The following is a 15,048-nucleotide window of genomic DNA, read 5'->3' as shown; positions in this document are numbered from 1 at the left end:
CGCCGGAACCCTGTGCCCGGAGAGACCAATGCCCGCGCCTGCCGGTGCTACCGTACCCGCATGACCGCTCCCGCCCCCATCGGAACCGACCCGGCCGCCGCTGCGCTCGACCGGGCCGTGCAAGGCGAACGACTCGACCACGCCGGCATCGAGGCGCTGTACTCCCTGCCGCTGCCGGACGTGGCCGCCGCCGCGCACCACCTGCGCCTCGCGCGGCGCGACCCGGATACCGTGACGTTCCTGATCGACCGGAACATCAACTACACGAACATCTGCAACGTCGGCTGCAACTTCTGCGCGTTCTACCGCACCGCCCGCCAGAAGGACAGTTACACCCTGGACTACGAGCAGATCAGCCACAAGATCCGCGAACTCGAAGCGGTCGGGGGAACGCGCATCCTGCTTCAGGGCGGCGTGAACCCCGCGCTGGGCCTGGACTACTACACCGGTCTGCTGCGGCACGTGAAGGCCAACCACCCGACCATCCGCATCGACGCCTTCTCGCCCGAGGAGGTGCTGTTCATGGAGAAGACCTTCGGGCACACCCTGGACGACCTGCTGACCATCCTGATCGAGGCGGGCCTGGACGGCCTGCCCGGCGCGGGCGGCGAGATCCTCGAGGACGACGTGCGCGCCAAGGCCGCCCCGGCCCGCATCCGCAGCGAGGACTGGTTCCGGATCATCGACGCCGCGCAGCGCCGGGGCCTGTACACCATCGCCACCATGGTCATCGGGTTCGGCGAGACGTACGCGCAGCGCACCAGTCACCTCCTGAAGATCCGCGAGCAGCAGGACCGGGCCAACCGCGAGTACGGCGGCAACGGATTTTCCGGCTTTGCCATGTGGACCCTGCAGACCGAACACACCCGCCTGCACGGCAAGGCGCCCGGCGCGACCGCGCACGAGTACCTGCAGCAGCTCGCCATTGCCCGCATCGCGCTGGACAACATCCCGAACATCCAGGCGTCCTGGCCCGCGCAGGGGTTCAAAGTCGCGCAGTCCGCGCTGTACTACGGCGCCAACGACCTGGGGAGCACCATGCTGGAGGAGAACGTCGTGTCGGCTGCCGGCGGGCACGGGCGGCACAACGCGACGGTCCGTGAGCTGGTCCGTATCGCCGTGGACGCCGGATTCGAACCCGCCATCCGCAACAGCCGCTTTCAGATCATCGAGCGGCCCGACGTGACCGCCATCCTGGGCCGGGACGACGCCAACCCGGAAGGCGACCGCGCCGTCGGGGCCAGCTGATCGGCGTGGCCGGGCAGGCGCTGGTGCTGTGCGAGCACCGCCCCGACCCGCAGGGCGGCTGGGAGCTGACGGCCCGGTTCCTGCACGCCGACCCGGCCACCCTGCTGGACCAGCTGGAACGGGCCGGCGTGGCGGGCCGCGCCCACCCGGACGACCTGAGCCTCCAGAGCCGCTCGGAACTGCTGTTCCAGGACGACGACGCCCGGCACGCCACGACCCTGAGCGTCACGGACGTCCACGACGTTCAGGCGCACGCGCCGCCCGACGGGTGGGGCCACCTGCACGCCTGGGCGGCGTTCATGTACGCCCTGGACCCCACCGGGGACCACACCCGCCTGATCGTCTGGTTCACCGACCACTGAACCGGACTCCGTTTGTTTCGCCGACAATCCGGCACCTCACCGGATTGCCAGCTGCACGTCCGGAACCCGTTTTTCTCCTACTCTGCGGGGCAGCTCTCCAAGTCGCTTCGCTCGGGTTGAACGGGCTGTAAAGCCCATTCGATCGGAGTCCGTCTGTTCTATGGGTGGGGCAGCGGTCAGGCGGCGCCGGGGTACGACCGGTCGTCCGTGACCGGGCCGGTGAAGCGCAGTTGCCGCTCGATGTCGTTCAGCGCGGCGGCGTACAGGTCCGCGCCGACGCGGGGCAGCAGCGCGAGTTCCAGCGTGGCGTCCTCCAGGGACGGGTGGGCGCTGCGGTGCTGCCAGCCGGGTCCCTCGGCGTCCAGCAGCACGCGGCCGGACACGGCGAGAATCCTCACGCGGCCCTCTTCCGTCCGCGTGTCGCTGAAATGACGGGGAACACTCATGAGCCCAGCTTAGCGGCCGGGTGGTTGCGCCGGCATCCGCCAAAGTAATGATCTCTTTACGCGCCTGCTCGCGGGTCAGCGCTGGTCGGGGTCTTTAGGGGCGCCCGGTTCCGCGCTGTTCAGTTCGGCGTTCTTCCTGTCGGCGCGGCGGCGCAGTTCTGCCGCCAGGTCCGTGAAGTCCTGCGCGCCCGGCAGGACCCGGCGGGAGTCCTGCTTGGCTTCCTGCACGACCCGCACCTGCTGGTCCCGCGAGGCGGGCAGGCCCAGCGTGCGCCGCTCGAAGTAGTTCTGCGCCAGCCGCCCCAGCGCGAAGGTCCAGCCGTACACGGCGGGCGCGGTGATCAGGCCTCCGATCACGGGCAGCGCCAGTTTCGCCAGTCCGCGCATGACCTGCCGGGCCGCGAACCCGTACGCGAAGGTCACGCCGAGTTCCTGCGCGATCTCACGCGCCCGTTCCGTACTCACATCGAAGCCGTAGATCTTGCCGATGTGCAGCACCATCTTGGCCTGCACCGGAGAGATCAGCAGCATGTCCGCGAACGGGATGGGTTCCACGGCGATCGCGCCGGACAGCAGCGCGGCGCTCTTGATGACCTCCTCGGCGTTCTCCTCGCGGCTCAGGGCCGGGTCCACGTCGAAATTGAAGTTGTCGAGCACCTGTTTCACGAGCGGCGGCAGCATACGGCGAGTGTAGCGCCGCGCCCCACGCACGCGTGAGCGGCCGCTGATGCGCCGTTCACCTTCCTGCCCCCGCGGCGCGCCGGCATGAAAGAGCGGGCACGCCCAGGGGGGGGGAGGTGGCGTGCCCGCATCGGAGGGAAGGATGAGGGGTTCATCACCACTCGCCCCTCAGTGTAGGCGGCGGCCCTGACAGCCCTCTGACAGCCGGTTCAGGAAGCGCCGGGTGAAGTTGTCATGCGCGGCTCATACGGATTTCGTCTGTTTCGCCGCCAATCGGAAGTTCACCGGATTGGCGGCTCCACGCTCGGAGGGGCGTTTCTCTCGCACTCTGCGGAGCAGCTCTCCGAGTCGCATCCGCTCGGACCCAGCGGGCTTTGCAGACCATCCAACCGGAGTCCGTCTCATTCCTGGCGCGTCCGGCCGGTCAGCGTTTCCAGCGCACGCCGTCCTTGGTGTCCTCGACGGTCACGCCGACCTTCGTGAGGGTGTCGCGCAGTTCGTCGGCTTCGGCGTACTGCTTGTTCAGGCGGTAGTTCTGCCGGGCCTTCAGCACGAGGTCCATCAGGGCGCCCACGACCTGCGAGTCGTCGGTCTGCGCGGGGCCACTGCCGCCCGCGAACAGGCCCAGCACCTCGCCGCCCAGGTCGCGGTAGGCGGCGCGGGCGGCTTCCAGCGTGCCGCGCGGCACCTCGCTGGTGTTCAGCGCGGCGTTCAGGTCGGTGGTCAGGCCGAACAGCGCCGCGACCGCCTTGGGCGTGTTGAAGTCGTCACGCAGGGCGTCCTCGAAGGCCTGGACGTGCGCGGCGATCCTCGCGTCCAGCGCGGCGTTCTGCCCGGCGGGTGCGCCCGGCAGGCGGCGTTCGACCTCGTGCAGCGCCTCGCTCAGGCGGCGGTAGCCGCTGCGGGCGGACTCGAAGGCGGCGTCGCTGAACTCGGTGATCGAGCGGTAGTGGCTGCCGACCAGCAGGAAGCGCACCACCATCGGGTCGTGCTGCGCGAGGACGTCCTGGATGGTCAGGAAGTTGCCCTTGCTCTTGCTCATCTTCTCGCCGCCGATGGTCAGCATGTTGTTGTGCATCCAGTAGCGAGCGAACGCGTGCCCGGCCGCCTCGGCCTGCGCGATCTCGGCCTCGTGGTGCGGGAACTGCAGGTCCAGGCCGCCGCCGTGAATGTCGAAGCCCTCGCCCAGGTACTTCAGGCTCATCGCGGAGCACTCGATGTGCCAGCCCGGAAAGCCCACGCCCCACGGGGACTCCCAGCGCATGATGTGGCCGGGCTCGGCGTTCTTCCACAGCGCGAAGTCACGCGGGTCGCGTTTCTCCTCGCGGACCGCCTCGCGCACGCCTTCCTCCTGATCGTCCAGCTTGCGGCCCGACAGCTTGCCGTACTGCGGCCAGGAGCGCACGTCGAAGTACACGCTGCCCGCCGACTCGTAGGCGTGGCCCCGCTCGATCAGTTCCTCGATCAGCGCGATCTGCTCGCCGATGTGCCCGGTCGCGCGGGGGTTGATGCTGGGCTTGAGGACGTTCAGAGCCTCCATGTCCTTCACGAAAGACCACATGTACTTGTCCGCGACCTCCATGGGCTCCAGTTGCTCCAGGCGGGCGCGGGCGAGCATCTTGTCCTCGCCGTCATCACTGTCGTTCTGGAGGTGGCCCACGTCGGTGATGTTCGCCACGTACCGCACCTTGTACCCGAAGTGCGTGAACGCGCGGCGGATCACGTCGAACGCCACCTCCTTCTTCGCGTGGCCCAGGTGCGCGTCGCTGTACACGGTCGGGCCGCACAGGTACATGCCCACCCGGCCCGGCGTGGTCGGTTCGAAGGTGACCTTCTGGCGGGTCAGGGTGTCGTACAGGACGATGTTCGGATCGGGCAGGCGGGGTTCGGGACGCTGGGTCATGATGTCTCCTCGTTCAGTTGGCAATAAAAAGACCGCGCCTCATGGATCAGGGGCGCGGTCACGGACGCTGGGCTGCGCGTGGGCCGCTAGCGGAGGCAACACAGGGTCGTCATACGTTCAATGTAGCAGAGAAGCCCCGCCCGGCAAGGCCGCCGCCGGGTCCGGCGCGGGCGCGTGGGGCTGGTGCAGCGCCGCGAGCAGCGCATCCGTGAACGCCCGGATGACCGGCAGGTTCGCGCGGTGCGGCAGGGTCGCCAGCGCCAGCGGCCGCATCAGCCGACCCGGCAGCGGCAGCGCCACCAGTCCGTCGGGCAGCGGTTCCAGCGCCAGCCGGGGCATCACGCTCACGCCCAGCCCGTGCGCCACCATGCCCAGGATCACGCTGTCCTCGCCGATCTCGGTCACGCGCCCCGGTTGCACGCCGCAGCGGCGCAGGTACGCCATCACGCGCAGGTTGCACGAGTTCGGCCCCGGAGCCAGCAGCAGCGGCCCCCCCAGGTCCTCCGGCGTGACCGGGTGCGTGCCGCGCCGCGCGGGCGCCACGAACAGGTACTCGTCCATGACCAGCGGGGTCAGGCGCAGGTCGGTCCAGTTCTCCTCGATCACGATGGCGGCGTCCGCTTGACCGCGCCGCACGAGGTCCTGCCCGCCGCCCCCCGTCTCGCCGTCCAGCAGGCGCACCGTCACGCCCGGATGCTGCGCCCGGAACGCCGCCAGCGCCGGCGGCAGCAGGTGCGTGGCCGCCGAACGGAACGACGCCACCCGCAGCACGCCGCGCAGCTGCGTGTCCTCCTGCGCGGCCAGCAGCGCGTCGCCTGCCGCCTGCACCGCCGCGCGCGCGTGCGTCAGCATCCGCTCGCCGGCCGGGGTGGGCACCGTGCCGCCCCGCCCCCGGCGCAGCAGGGGCCGCCCCGCCAGCGCCTCCAGCTTGCTGATCGCCTCGCTCAGCGTGGACTGCGACACGCCCAGTTCCGCCGCCGCCTCGCTGAAGCCCCCGGCGTCCGCCACCGCCAGCAGGGCGCGCAGCTGCGCCAGCGACGGCAGGCCAGTGGTGGGGGAGAAGCGCATGGAGGTCATGCCCCAGTGTAGGCCCCGCCCACCCCGGCCGGCATCGGGAAAACCGATGCAGGGCGCGCGGGATAGCGTCCGCACCGATGGTCAGACCGACCCCCACCGGCGCACCCTGGAGGCATCACCGGCCACCCCGGCCGCGCCCCCCACGAGGTGCCCCCATGACCGCCACCCTGCGCCCCACGGCCCGCTTTCCCCTTGCCCCTGGCCTCCAGCCCCTCGCCCGGCAGGCTGACCCCGCCGCCCCCCAGCCCGACCTGCCCCTGTACAGCCTGGAAGTCATCGCCCCCAGCGGACAGGCCCCGCAGCTCGACGGCTGGACGGTGCAGGGCTGGCCCGTCGCCAGCCTGGGCGACCTGACCCTCCAGGCCCGCCCCCAGCACCCTGCCACCCCGGACGACCTGCGCGCCGCGCTGCTCGCAGCCGGATTCACGCCGCTGGGACCCGTCCGTACCCACCGCTGACCGGCCCGCCCGCCTTCACGGGGGCCGTACCACGCTGTCCCTTGACCCGGTCATCACAACGCGGCAGCATACTGGCCGCATGAACAGTGACCACCCCACCCAGCAGGGCAGCGCCGGACCGGTCCAGTCGGAACCGGCCAGCGCCGGGCAGTTGAGTGTCTCGCTGGTCACCGTGCGCTTCCTGCGGATGCTGAGCATCACCCTCGAACAGCTCGACGCGGTGCGCGACGCCAACGACCGCGCCGAATTCGCCGGTCTGACCGCCCGCGCCGAGAAACTGGAAGCCGAAACCGACGCCCTGGAACGCGAGATCGAGGACCTGTGCCTGCACGCCTTCGCCGCCGGCCTGACCGAACAGGAACTCGCCTTCCACCTGATGGTGTTCCGCAGCCTGACCAACCTCGAACGGGTCGGGGATTACGCCTTCAACGTCGCCCGCGACCTCGAGACGTTCGCGCCCCGCGCCCGCAGCGCCACCCTTCAGGACGTGCTGCCGCTCGTGCGGCTGCTCTCGGAGATGCTCGAACGCCTCGCCTTCGCCTTCGCCGAACGGGACGTGGAGGCCGCCCGCGACGTCATGCGCCTCGACTACGAACAGGTGGACGCCCTGTACGAACAGATGCAGCGCGCCAGCCTGACCCGCCTGCTCGAACGCCCGGAAGACACCAGCGTCGCCCTGACCGCCGGCCGCATGGCCCGCAACCTCGAACGGCTCGGGGATCACCTCGTGAACGTCGCCGAACGCCTCGAACACATCATCCTGCGCGCCAGCTGAACCCGGCGGGCGCGGCCCGCCACCCCCCACCCGACCTCCCCCACAAGGGGGGAGGAGCAGGGCAGGTCAGGCGACCGGCGCGACCCTGTCCGTGTGAATGGCGCGTTCCTCGCTCTGCGCGCCCTTCAACAGCGGCATGACCAGTTCCCCGAAGCGCCGCGCTTCCTCCTCGTGCGGGTAGCCGCTGAAGATGAACGAGCTGAAGCCCATGTCCTCGTAGCGGCGGATCTTGGCGGCCACCTGCTCGGGACTGCCGATCAGGGCGACGCCCACGCCGCTGCGGGCCATGCCGACGCCCGCCCACAGGCCGGGTTCGACCATCAGGTCCGCGTCCAGGTCCTTCATCATGTCGATCTGGCGTTTCTGGCCCACGCCGTCCACATGCGCGTGGCTCGCCACGAACGCTGCCCGTACCTCCGGGTCCACGCGGCTGATCAGGCGCTCGGCGGCCGCGCGGGCCTCGGCTTCCGTTTCACGGACGATCACGTGCGTCCGCAGGCCGTAGCGCAACCGGCGCCCGGTCTTTTCCTCCAGCGCCCGCATCTGGTTCAGGCGCTCGGCGAGCATGTCCTCGCGCTCGCCCCACATCAGGTACACGTCCGCGAGGTCCGCCGCGATCTCCTGCGCCACCGGCGACGCCCCCCCGAAGTACAGCGGAATCGGCTGCACCGGCGCCGGGTCCAGCACGGCATTCTCGAAGGAGTACAGGTCACTGCGGAACGACTGCGGCGGCGGCGCCGTCCACAGCTGCCGCAGGATCTGCATGAACTCCCGCGTGCGCTCGTACCGTTTGCCGTGATCCTCGTTGTCGCCGTACATGGCGTTCTCGGCCGGGCTGCTGCCCGTCACGATGTTCAGCCGCACCCGCCCCGGAAACAGGTTCTGCAACGTGGCCAGCATCTTGGCGTACATGGCCGGGTGGAACATGCCGGGCCGCACCGCGATCAGCAGCGCCGGATCGGTCGGCGCGCTGCGCGCCAGGGCCGCCACGGCCGCCGTGTAGTTCTCGTGCTCGCTGTGGTAGTTCGTGGCGGTCAGCAGGCCCGTGAAGCCCGCCTCGCCCGCCGCGCTGATCAGCGACTGAAGGTACGCCAGTGTGGGCTTACGCGGCGGTTTGGTTTTCGTGCCGATGAACTCGCCGTCACGGGACAGTTGCAGGAACCACAGGAATTCGGACTGGGAAGGATTGGTCATAAGTCACCTGAAGGGGAGAGGTATGGGGTGTGACAGCGATCCCATCAACTGTCAACCGTCTACGCCTTGACGCCCCCGGCGGTCAGGCCGGACACGAAGCGTTTCTGGAAGATGGCGATCAGCAGCACGAGGGGCACGGTGGCGACCACGACGGCGGCGGCGATCAGCGGCCAGGGGAACGCGAATTCGCCCTGGTAGAGGGTCACGCCGACGGACACGGTGCGCATGGACAGTTTGGTGTTGAAGCTCAGGGCGAGCAGGAATTCGTTCCAGGAGTTCACGAACACCAGCAGCGCGGCCGTCACGACGCCCGGCATCGAGAGTGGCAGGACCACGCGGGTCAGGGCGCCGACGCGGGTGGTGCCGTCCACCATGGCGGCCGCTTCGAGGTCGCGGGGGATGGCGCTGAAGAACGCCACCAGCGTCAGGATGCCGATGGGGAGGCTCAGCGCGGCGTAGGGGAGGATCAGGGCGGGGTAGGTGTTCAGGAGTTCCGCGCCGCGCATCAGGCGGAACAGCGGAATCAGGAGGCTGACGACCGGGAACATGCTGAACGCCACGACGGCCGTGAGCAGCAGTCCGCGCCCGCGCAGGTTCAGGCGGGCCAGGGCGTACGCGGCGGGCACGGCGGCCACGATGCACAGCAGGGTGCTCAGCAGGCTGACGGCCAGCGAGTTGAAGAAGAACTGCGCGAACGGCTGCTCGCTGAACACGCGGGCGTAGTTGCTGAAATCCAGTTTCGACGGGAGGTACTGCACCGGGAACTTCTGGAGTTCCCCTTCGGTTTTCAGGCTGGTCAGCACCATCCAGACGAACGGGAAGAAGCCGCCCACGACCAGGGCGCCCAGCGCGGCGGCGCGGCCCACGCGCTGGGCGGGGCTCAGGTTCTCGTGTGTCTGCTCTTCCATCAGGAGTTCGCTCCGTCCCGCACGAAGCGGACGTACACGGCGGTGACGGCCAGACTCAGGGCGAACAGCGCGACGCTCAGCGCGGCGGCGTACCCGAAGTCCAGGAATTCGATGCCCGTGCGGTAGATGTACACGCCCAGCGTCTCCAGCAGGCCCTGCGCCGGCGCCTGCTGGATGAAGGTGTACGGGATGTCGAACACCTGCACGGCGCTGATGGTCCGGAAGATGAACGCCACGGCCAGACTGGGGGCCAGCAGCGGCAGGATCACCCGGAAGAACGTCTGGGTGGAGGTCGCGCCGTCCACCTGCGCCGCCTCGATCATCTCTTTCGGGATGCCCTGGAGGCCGCCGAGCACGATCAGCGCCACGAAGGAACTGGTCTTCCAGATGATCGTGACGACCATCGCCAGGACGCTCAGGCCCGGCGTGCTGAGCCAGCGCAGCGGCTCGTCGATGATCCCGGCGCGCACCAGCAGGTCGTTGAACACGCCGTACTGCGCGTTGAACAGCCACGCGAAGATCAGGCCCGTGATGACGGGCGGCATCGCCCACGGCAGCAGCAGCGCCACGCGCGCCAGCCCGCGGGTCCGGCCCGGCAGGTGCGCGGCGAGTGCCATGGGAATGCCGACCAGGAACGACCCGCCGACGGTCAGCACGCCGAAGAACAGGGTGTTGCGCAGCGCCTGACCGAAACGGGGATCTTCGAGCATCTGCGCGTACTGTTTCAGGCCCACGAAGCCCGTCAGCCACGGTTCGGTCAGTTTGTTCAGGTACAGGCTGTCGCGGAAGGTGGTCAGCATCGGGAACAGCAGCACGCCCAGCAGCAGCGCGGCGGCCGGAAGCAGCAGCAGCGTGGCCAGCAGCGCCTCGCTGGGTTCCCGGCGGGGTCGGCGGGCCGGGGTGGGGTTGGGTGTGGTCATGAGGGTCACGTCTTTCGGGCGGGGAGCGAGGGTGTCCGGGCGAGGGTGCTCTGGCAGGGGCGGCCCGGCCGGGAGGGGGCGGCGCGCGGTCTACCTGCGCGGCGCCCCCCTGCCGGTGTCCTGACGGCGCTTACTTCAGCAGCGGGGTCAGGTCGCGTTTCATGTCGCTCAGGGCGGCGTCCACGGTCTTGCTGCCGGCGACGGCGGCCGAGACGTTGTTGCGGATGATCTCGCTGACGCGCGGGTAGCTGGGCGTGACGGGACGCGGGCGGGCCTTGGTCACGATGGGGTACAGGGACTTGAAGTGCGGGTTGGCGGCCAGCACGGCCTTGTCGTTGTACAGGCTCTTGCGCACCGGCAGGTACGCGCCCTTGATGGCCATTTCCTTCTGCACGTCGCTGCTGGCCATGAACTGCAGGAGTTTCACGCTGGCGGCCTTGTTCTTGCCGAAGGCGTTCACGCCCCATTCCCAGCCGCCGGTGCAGGTGGCGCTGGCGTTCTTGCCGAAGGCGGGCAGCGCGGCCACGCCCACGTCGCCCTTGACCTTGGTGGGCTGGGGGCTGTTGCCCTGGAAGTGCGCCCAGGCGTAACTCCAGTTCAGGCCGAACAGGACGTTCCCGGCCTGGAACTGCTGGCGGGAGTCGTCGGTTTTCATCTCGGCGCTGGCGGCGGGGGAGAGCTTGGTTTTCACGGCGTTCACCAGGAAGCCCAGGCCCTGTTTCGCGGCTGCGCTGGTCACGTCGTCGACGCTGCCGCCGCCGGTCCAGGTCATTTCCAGGAAGTTGCACACGGTGCCCTCGATGGGCGCGCCCTGGAAGTTGAAGCCCTGGAGGTTGCCGCCCTCGGCTTTCTGGATGCGGGCGGCGGTGGCGGCCAGTTCATCCCAGGTTTTGGGGACCTTGGCCTTGTGCTTCTCGAGCAGGTCCTTGCGGTAGTACAGGAACTGCGCGTCGGTGAAGGCCGGCATGGCGTACAGTTTGCCGCTGACGGTGGCGGCGCCGATGGGGCCGGGCAGGAAGGCCTTGAGGTAGGTGTCCTTGCTGGGCAGGTAGGCGTCGAGCGGTTCGGCCCAGCCGGCGGCGGCGAAGGTGGCGGTGCGGACCACGTCGATCAGGAAGATGTCCAGGGTGCTGTCCTTGGCGGCGAGCACGGTGGTCAGGTACTGGTTCTGGGCCTCGCTGGTGGCGCCGCCGGTCTCGATCTTGATCTTGATGTTCGGGTTCTGCTTCTGGAAGCGCTCGAACAGCGGCTGGAAGACTTCCGGGCGTTGCTGGCTGCCCATGAACACGGTCAGGGTGGTGGCGGCGCTGGCGCTGCCGGCCAGGGCGCAGGCGGCCAGCGCGAGGGTCACGCTGAGGCGTTTGGTCAGGGCGGATGGACGCGTGGTGGGTGAACGCATGGTGGAACCTCCGGGGGAATGAAACCAGAATAGTGGACCTGTTTTATCAACAAAGTCCATGCCGGTCCAGTCGCCGGGAGGGGCGACCCTGTGCACGCTGCATGAACTGGCCCCCCCAGCATCGCACGCCGGGCCGCAGCCGTGCGCAATCTGGCCTATGTCACCGCCCCCCGCACCCGCCGTACACTCAGGCGTGACCACAACCGAGATGCCCCGCTGGCGCACCGACGACCTGTACGCCAGCCTGAACGACCCGCAACTGGATCATGACCTGAGCGCCCTGGCCAGCGACGTGCAGGCCCTGGAAACCCTGTTCGACACGCACGGCGTGCGCGCCGGGTCGCCCGTCACGCCGACGGGCGTGGACGCCGCGCTGGGCGAACTGAACGCCGTGCTGACCCGCCTGGGCCGCGTGCGCGCCTTCGTGTACGCCTTCGTGACCACCGACAGCCGCGACGAGGCGGCGCAGACCCGCATGGCCGCCCTGACCACCCTGAGCCTGCCGCTCGGACCGCTGAGCGCCCGCCTGACCGCCTGGCTGGGCGGCCTGGACGACGCCGCCCTGACCGCCCTGCTGGAGCAGAGCGCCGAGGCCCGCGCCCACGAGCACCGCCTGCGCCGCGCCGCGCAACTCGCCCGGTACCAGATGACCCCGCCCGAGGAGGACCTCGCCGCCCGCCTGCACCCCGCCAGCGGAGGTGGCTGGGGCAAGCTGCACGGCAACGTCTCCAGCACCCTGGCGGGCGAGTACCGCGGCCAGCGCCTGCCCGTGACCGCCCTGCGCGCCCTCGCCAGCGACCCCGACGCGGGCGTGCGCGAGGACGCCTACCACGCCGAGATCGCCGCCTGGAAGACCCAGGAGACCGTCTTCGCCGCCTGCATGAACGGCGTCAAAGGGGAGGAGGGCACCCTCGCCGCCCGGCGCGGCTTCACGGACGTCGTCGCGCCCAGCCTCCTGAGCAACGGCATCGACCGCGAGACGCTGGACGCCATGCAGGCCGCCGTCGTGCGCTCCCTGCCGGACTTCCGCCGGTACTTCCGCGCCAAGGCCCGCCACCTGGGCAAGACGCAGCTGGACTGGTGGGACCTGTTCGCCCCGGTCGGCACAAGCGACACCCACTGGGACTACGCCGCCGGCGAGGCCTTCGTGGAACGCCAGTTCCGCGCGTACAGCCCCGCGCTGGGGGACTTCGCCGCCCGCGCCTTCGGTGAACGCTGGATCGACGCCGGCCCCCGCGACGGCAAACGCAGCGGCGCGTTCTGCATGAAATGGCAGGGCGCCGACAGCCGCATCCTGATGAACCATGACCCCAGCCTCGACTCGGTCAGCACCCTGGCGCACGAACTGGGCCACGCGTACCACAACGTGCAGCTCGGCGACCTGCGCCCCCTCCAGCAGGAGACGCCCATGACCCTCGCCGAGACCGCCAGCATCTTCTGCGAGACGATCATCCAGAACGCCGCGCTACAGAGCGCGCAGGGCGACGAGCGCCTGTACGTCCTCGAAACGCAGCTGATGGGCCACGCGCAGGTCGTCGTGGACATCCACAGCCGCTTCCTGTTCGAGAAGGCCGTCTTCGAACGCCGCGCGGGCGGCGACCTGAACCCCAGCGACCTGAACACCCTGATGGTGCAGGCCCAGCGCGACACGTACGGCGACGCCCTGAACACCCCCCACCCGTACATGTGGGCCGTCAAGCCCCACTACTACGGCCGCTCCTTCTACAACTACCCGTACACCTTCGGGCTGCTGTTCGGCCTGGGCCTGTACGCCCAGTACGAACAGGCCCGCGCCCAGGGCCACGAAACCGACTTCCAGGCCCGCTACGACGCCCTGCTGGCCGCCACCGGGCAGGCCACCCCGCTGGCCCTCGCCGCGCGCTTCGGCATCGACCTGCACGCCCCGGACTTCTGGGAAGGCAGCCTGAACGTCATCCGCCGCCAGATCGACGCCTACGAGGCCACCACGCAGGCGTAAACGGGAAGTGGACAGAGGGAAGTGGTGAGTGGGTCGGGGGTTTCGCCGTTCCACTCACCACTTCCCACTCCCTACTGCCCGCGTCAGCGCACGCGCACGTCCTGATCGAACCACGTCAGCACCCGCTCGCCGCCGAACGGCCAGACGGTCACGCTGGCGGCCTGCGCGGCTTCCTGCGCGAACTGCGGCAGTGGGCCGTGGTTCTTCGGCGTGACGTTCCAGGCGGGCGCGTCACTGGGGAGGCCCGCGAGTTCCCGCGCGCGCTCAAGGCCGGTGCGGAGGTCGCCCAGTTCATCGACCAGACCGCGGTCCAGGGCGTCCTGGCCGCTCCAGATGCGACCCCGGCCGAGTTCGTTCACGCGCTCCTTGCTCAGCCCCCGCCCCTCGGCGACGCGGGTGGTGAAACGGTCGTACACCTCCAGGATGCCCTTCTCGACGTGGTCGCGTTCCTCGTCGGTGTACGGGCGGGCCGCCGAGTACATCAGGGCGCGGTCGCGGCCCACCCGTTCGGGGTTCAGGCCGTGCCGGCGGTTGAATTCGGTCAGGACGGGTTTGCCGCTGACCACGCCGATGGAGCCGGTCAGGGTGTACGGCGACGCGACGATCTTCTTCGCGTGCGTGGAGACGTAGTACCCGCCCGACGCGGCGTACTCGCCCATGACGACCACGACCGGTTTCTCGCTCCTGGCGACCTCGCGCCAGATCAGGTCGCTGGCCAGGGCGCTGCCGCCGCCGCTGTTCACGTACAGGACGATGGCTTTCGTGGCCCTGTCCTCCTTGGCGCGGCGCAGCGCGGCCACGACCGTGTCGGACCCGGCCATCGGGCCGCCCAGCAGCGGCAGCGGAACGGGGTTGGTGCGGCTCTTGCCGGTGATGATCGTCCCGACCAGCGGCACGACCGCCACCCGCCCGACCTTCGCCTTCGCGGGCCGGTGGGGGGTCAGGAGGTCCAGCACCGCCTCGAAGGGCCGCGAGCCCGGACCGACGAGTTCGTCCTCGTATGCGACCTTGGTGATCACGCCCGCCGCGAGGGCCGCCTGAGCGCTCGTCAGGTCCGCGCTGATCCAGCTGGCAGCGACCTCGGGGCTCACGCCGCGCGCGGCCGCCAGATCGCTGGCCCAGGCGGCCTCCAGGCCGTCCAGGTACGCCTGGAGCTGCTCGCGGTTGTGGTCGTCCATGTGGTCCTGGGAGAAGCGCGTCAGGGCCGCCTTGTACTCGCGCACACGCAGGTTCTCGAACTCGATGCCGCGCTTCTTCAGGAACTCGCCCAGGAAGGTGCTCTCCACCCCGAAGCCTCCCAGGTTCACCTCGGCGGATTCCGGCGCGACGAGTTCACCCGCGCCGCTCGCGGCGATCAGGGTGGTCATGGTCAGCTGCGGCAGGTACGCCACCACGCGCTTCTCGGCGGCGAGGTCCGCCAGGATGCCCCGCACCGCGTGCGCGGTCGCCGGGGCGGCCGTGAACTCACCGAAGCGCACCAGCACGCCGTGCAGCCACCCGGCGCCGCGCAGCTTCTGCACGCGCGCCGCGAGGGCCTCCAGCGACTCGGTGCGGTTCAGGAGCGCCGCCACCGGGCTGCCCGGCTGCCGCTCCGGGTACGGGCCGCTCAGGTCCAGGATCACCCAGGTGGGGCGGGTCACGCCGCCCGGCAGCGTGTCGTCGGTCTTCAGGAACGGCAGCTTCAGGTTCATACCCCACG

General features: G+C 69.9%; 14 protein-coding genes. 5 read left to right on the top strand and 9 right to left on the bottom strand.

Annotation, left to right across the window (positions count from 1 at the left end; genetic code table 11):
* Positions 1–60: 60 nt before the first annotated feature.
* Together mqnC and CBQ26_RS17740 are read left to right on the top strand one after the other, a co-directional pair.
* On the top strand, positions 61–1,248 hold the full coding sequence (gene mqnC / locus CBQ26_RS17745; protein ID WP_088249951.1) for a cyclic dehypoxanthinyl futalosine synthase: 1,188 nt from the start codon (positions 61–63) through the stop codon (positions 1,246–1,248).
* A 5-nt stretch (positions 1,249–1,253) separates the two neighbouring features.
* Positions 1,254–1,610, top strand: coding sequence for a hypothetical protein (locus tag CBQ26_RS17740; protein ID WP_088249950.1), 357 nt, complete (start codon positions 1,254–1,256; stop codon positions 1,608–1,610).
* 176 nt (positions 1,611–1,786) lie between these two features.
* On the opposite strand, the gene CBQ26_RS17735 is transcribed toward CBQ26_RS17740, so the two are convergent.
* The 4 genes from CBQ26_RS17735 to CBQ26_RS17720 all read right to left on the bottom strand — a co-directional run bounded on the left by CBQ26_RS17735 (position 1,787) and on the right by CBQ26_RS17720 (position 5,717).
* Positions 1,787–2,056: a hypothetical protein gene (locus CBQ26_RS17735; protein ID WP_088249949.1), complete on the bottom strand. Its 270-nt coding sequence runs from the start codon at positions 2,054–2,056 to the stop codon at positions 1,787–1,789.
* A 75-nt stretch (positions 2,057–2,131) separates the two neighbouring features.
* On the bottom strand, positions 2,132–2,737 hold the full coding sequence (locus tag CBQ26_RS17730; protein WP_172418151.1) for a YcjF family protein: 606 nt from the start codon (positions 2,735–2,737) through the stop codon (positions 2,132–2,134).
* Between the two features lie 424 nt (positions 2,738–3,161).
* Entirely contained in the window at positions 3,162–4,640 is a 1,479-nt protein-coding gene (gene cysS, locus CBQ26_RS17725) for a cysteine--tRNA ligase (protein ID WP_088249948.1), read from the bottom strand.
* A 117-nt stretch (positions 4,641–4,757) separates the two neighbouring features.
* Positions 4,758–5,717 carry a LysR family transcriptional regulator gene (locus CBQ26_RS17720; RefSeq protein WP_229843964.1) on the bottom strand — a complete coding sequence of 320 codons (960 nt, stop codon included), beginning with the start codon at positions 5,715–5,717 and terminating at the stop codon, positions 4,758–4,760.
* Between the two features lie 155 nt (positions 5,718–5,872).
* On the opposite strand from CBQ26_RS17720, the gene CBQ26_RS17715 reads away from it, so the two are divergent.
* Both CBQ26_RS17715 and CBQ26_RS17710 read left to right on the top strand, forming a co-directional pair.
* Positions 5,873–6,175, top strand: coding sequence for a hypothetical protein (locus CBQ26_RS17715; protein ID WP_088249947.1), 303 nt, complete (start codon positions 5,873–5,875; stop codon positions 6,173–6,175).
* 187 nt (positions 6,176–6,362) lie between these two features.
* Positions 6,363–6,950, top strand: a complete 588-nt coding sequence (locus CBQ26_RS17710) for a phosphate signaling complex PhoU family protein (protein WP_088250072.1) — start codon at positions 6,363–6,365, stop codon at positions 6,948–6,950.
* A 66-nt stretch (positions 6,951–7,016) separates the two neighbouring features.
* Here CBQ26_RS17710 and CBQ26_RS17705 read toward each other — a convergent pair whose 3' ends face one another.
* From CBQ26_RS17705 to CBQ26_RS17690, 4 genes are all read right to left on the bottom strand, one after another.
* Complete coding sequence (locus CBQ26_RS17705; protein WP_088249946.1) at positions 7,017–8,144, bottom strand: LLM class flavin-dependent oxidoreductase; 1,128 nt, start codon at positions 8,142–8,144, stop codon at positions 7,017–7,019.
* 59 nt (positions 8,145–8,203) lie between these two features.
* Positions 8,204–9,052, bottom strand: a complete 849-nt coding sequence (locus CBQ26_RS17700; protein WP_088249945.1) for a carbohydrate ABC transporter permease — start codon at positions 9,050–9,052, stop codon at positions 8,204–8,206.
* Entirely contained in the window at positions 9,052–9,972 is a 921-nt protein-coding gene (locus CBQ26_RS17695) for a carbohydrate ABC transporter permease (RefSeq protein WP_088250071.1), read from the bottom strand. The genes CBQ26_RS17700 and CBQ26_RS17695 overlap by 1 nt, the downstream gene beginning before the upstream one ends.
* A 130-nt stretch (positions 9,973–10,102) precedes the next feature.
* Entirely contained in the window at positions 10,103–11,371 is a 1,269-nt protein-coding gene (locus CBQ26_RS17690) for an ABC transporter substrate-binding protein (protein ID WP_229843965.1), read from the bottom strand.
* 208 nt (positions 11,372–11,579) lie between these two features.
* On the opposite strand from CBQ26_RS17690, the gene CBQ26_RS17685 reads away from it, so the two are divergent.
* Entirely contained in the window at positions 11,580–13,349 is a 1,770-nt protein-coding gene (locus CBQ26_RS17685) for a M3 family oligoendopeptidase (protein ID WP_088249944.1), read from the top strand.
* An 83-nt stretch (positions 13,350–13,432) separates the two neighbouring features.
* On the opposite strand, the gene CBQ26_RS17680 is transcribed toward CBQ26_RS17685, so the two are convergent.
* A complete protein-coding gene (locus tag CBQ26_RS17680; protein WP_088249943.1) occupies positions 13,433–15,040 on the bottom strand; it encodes a S49 family peptidase in 1,608 nt (535 codons plus the stop codon).
* Between the last annotated feature and the right edge of the window lie 8 nt (positions 15,041–15,048).

The sequence above is a fragment of the Deinococcus indicus genome (genome assembly GCF_002198095.1).
Classification (GTDB): Bacteria; Deinococcota; Deinococci; order Deinococcales; family Deinococcaceae; genus Deinococcus; species Deinococcus caeni.
Note: the sequence above shows the minus strand (reverse complement) of the source record. Positions and strands in the feature narration are given on the sequence as shown.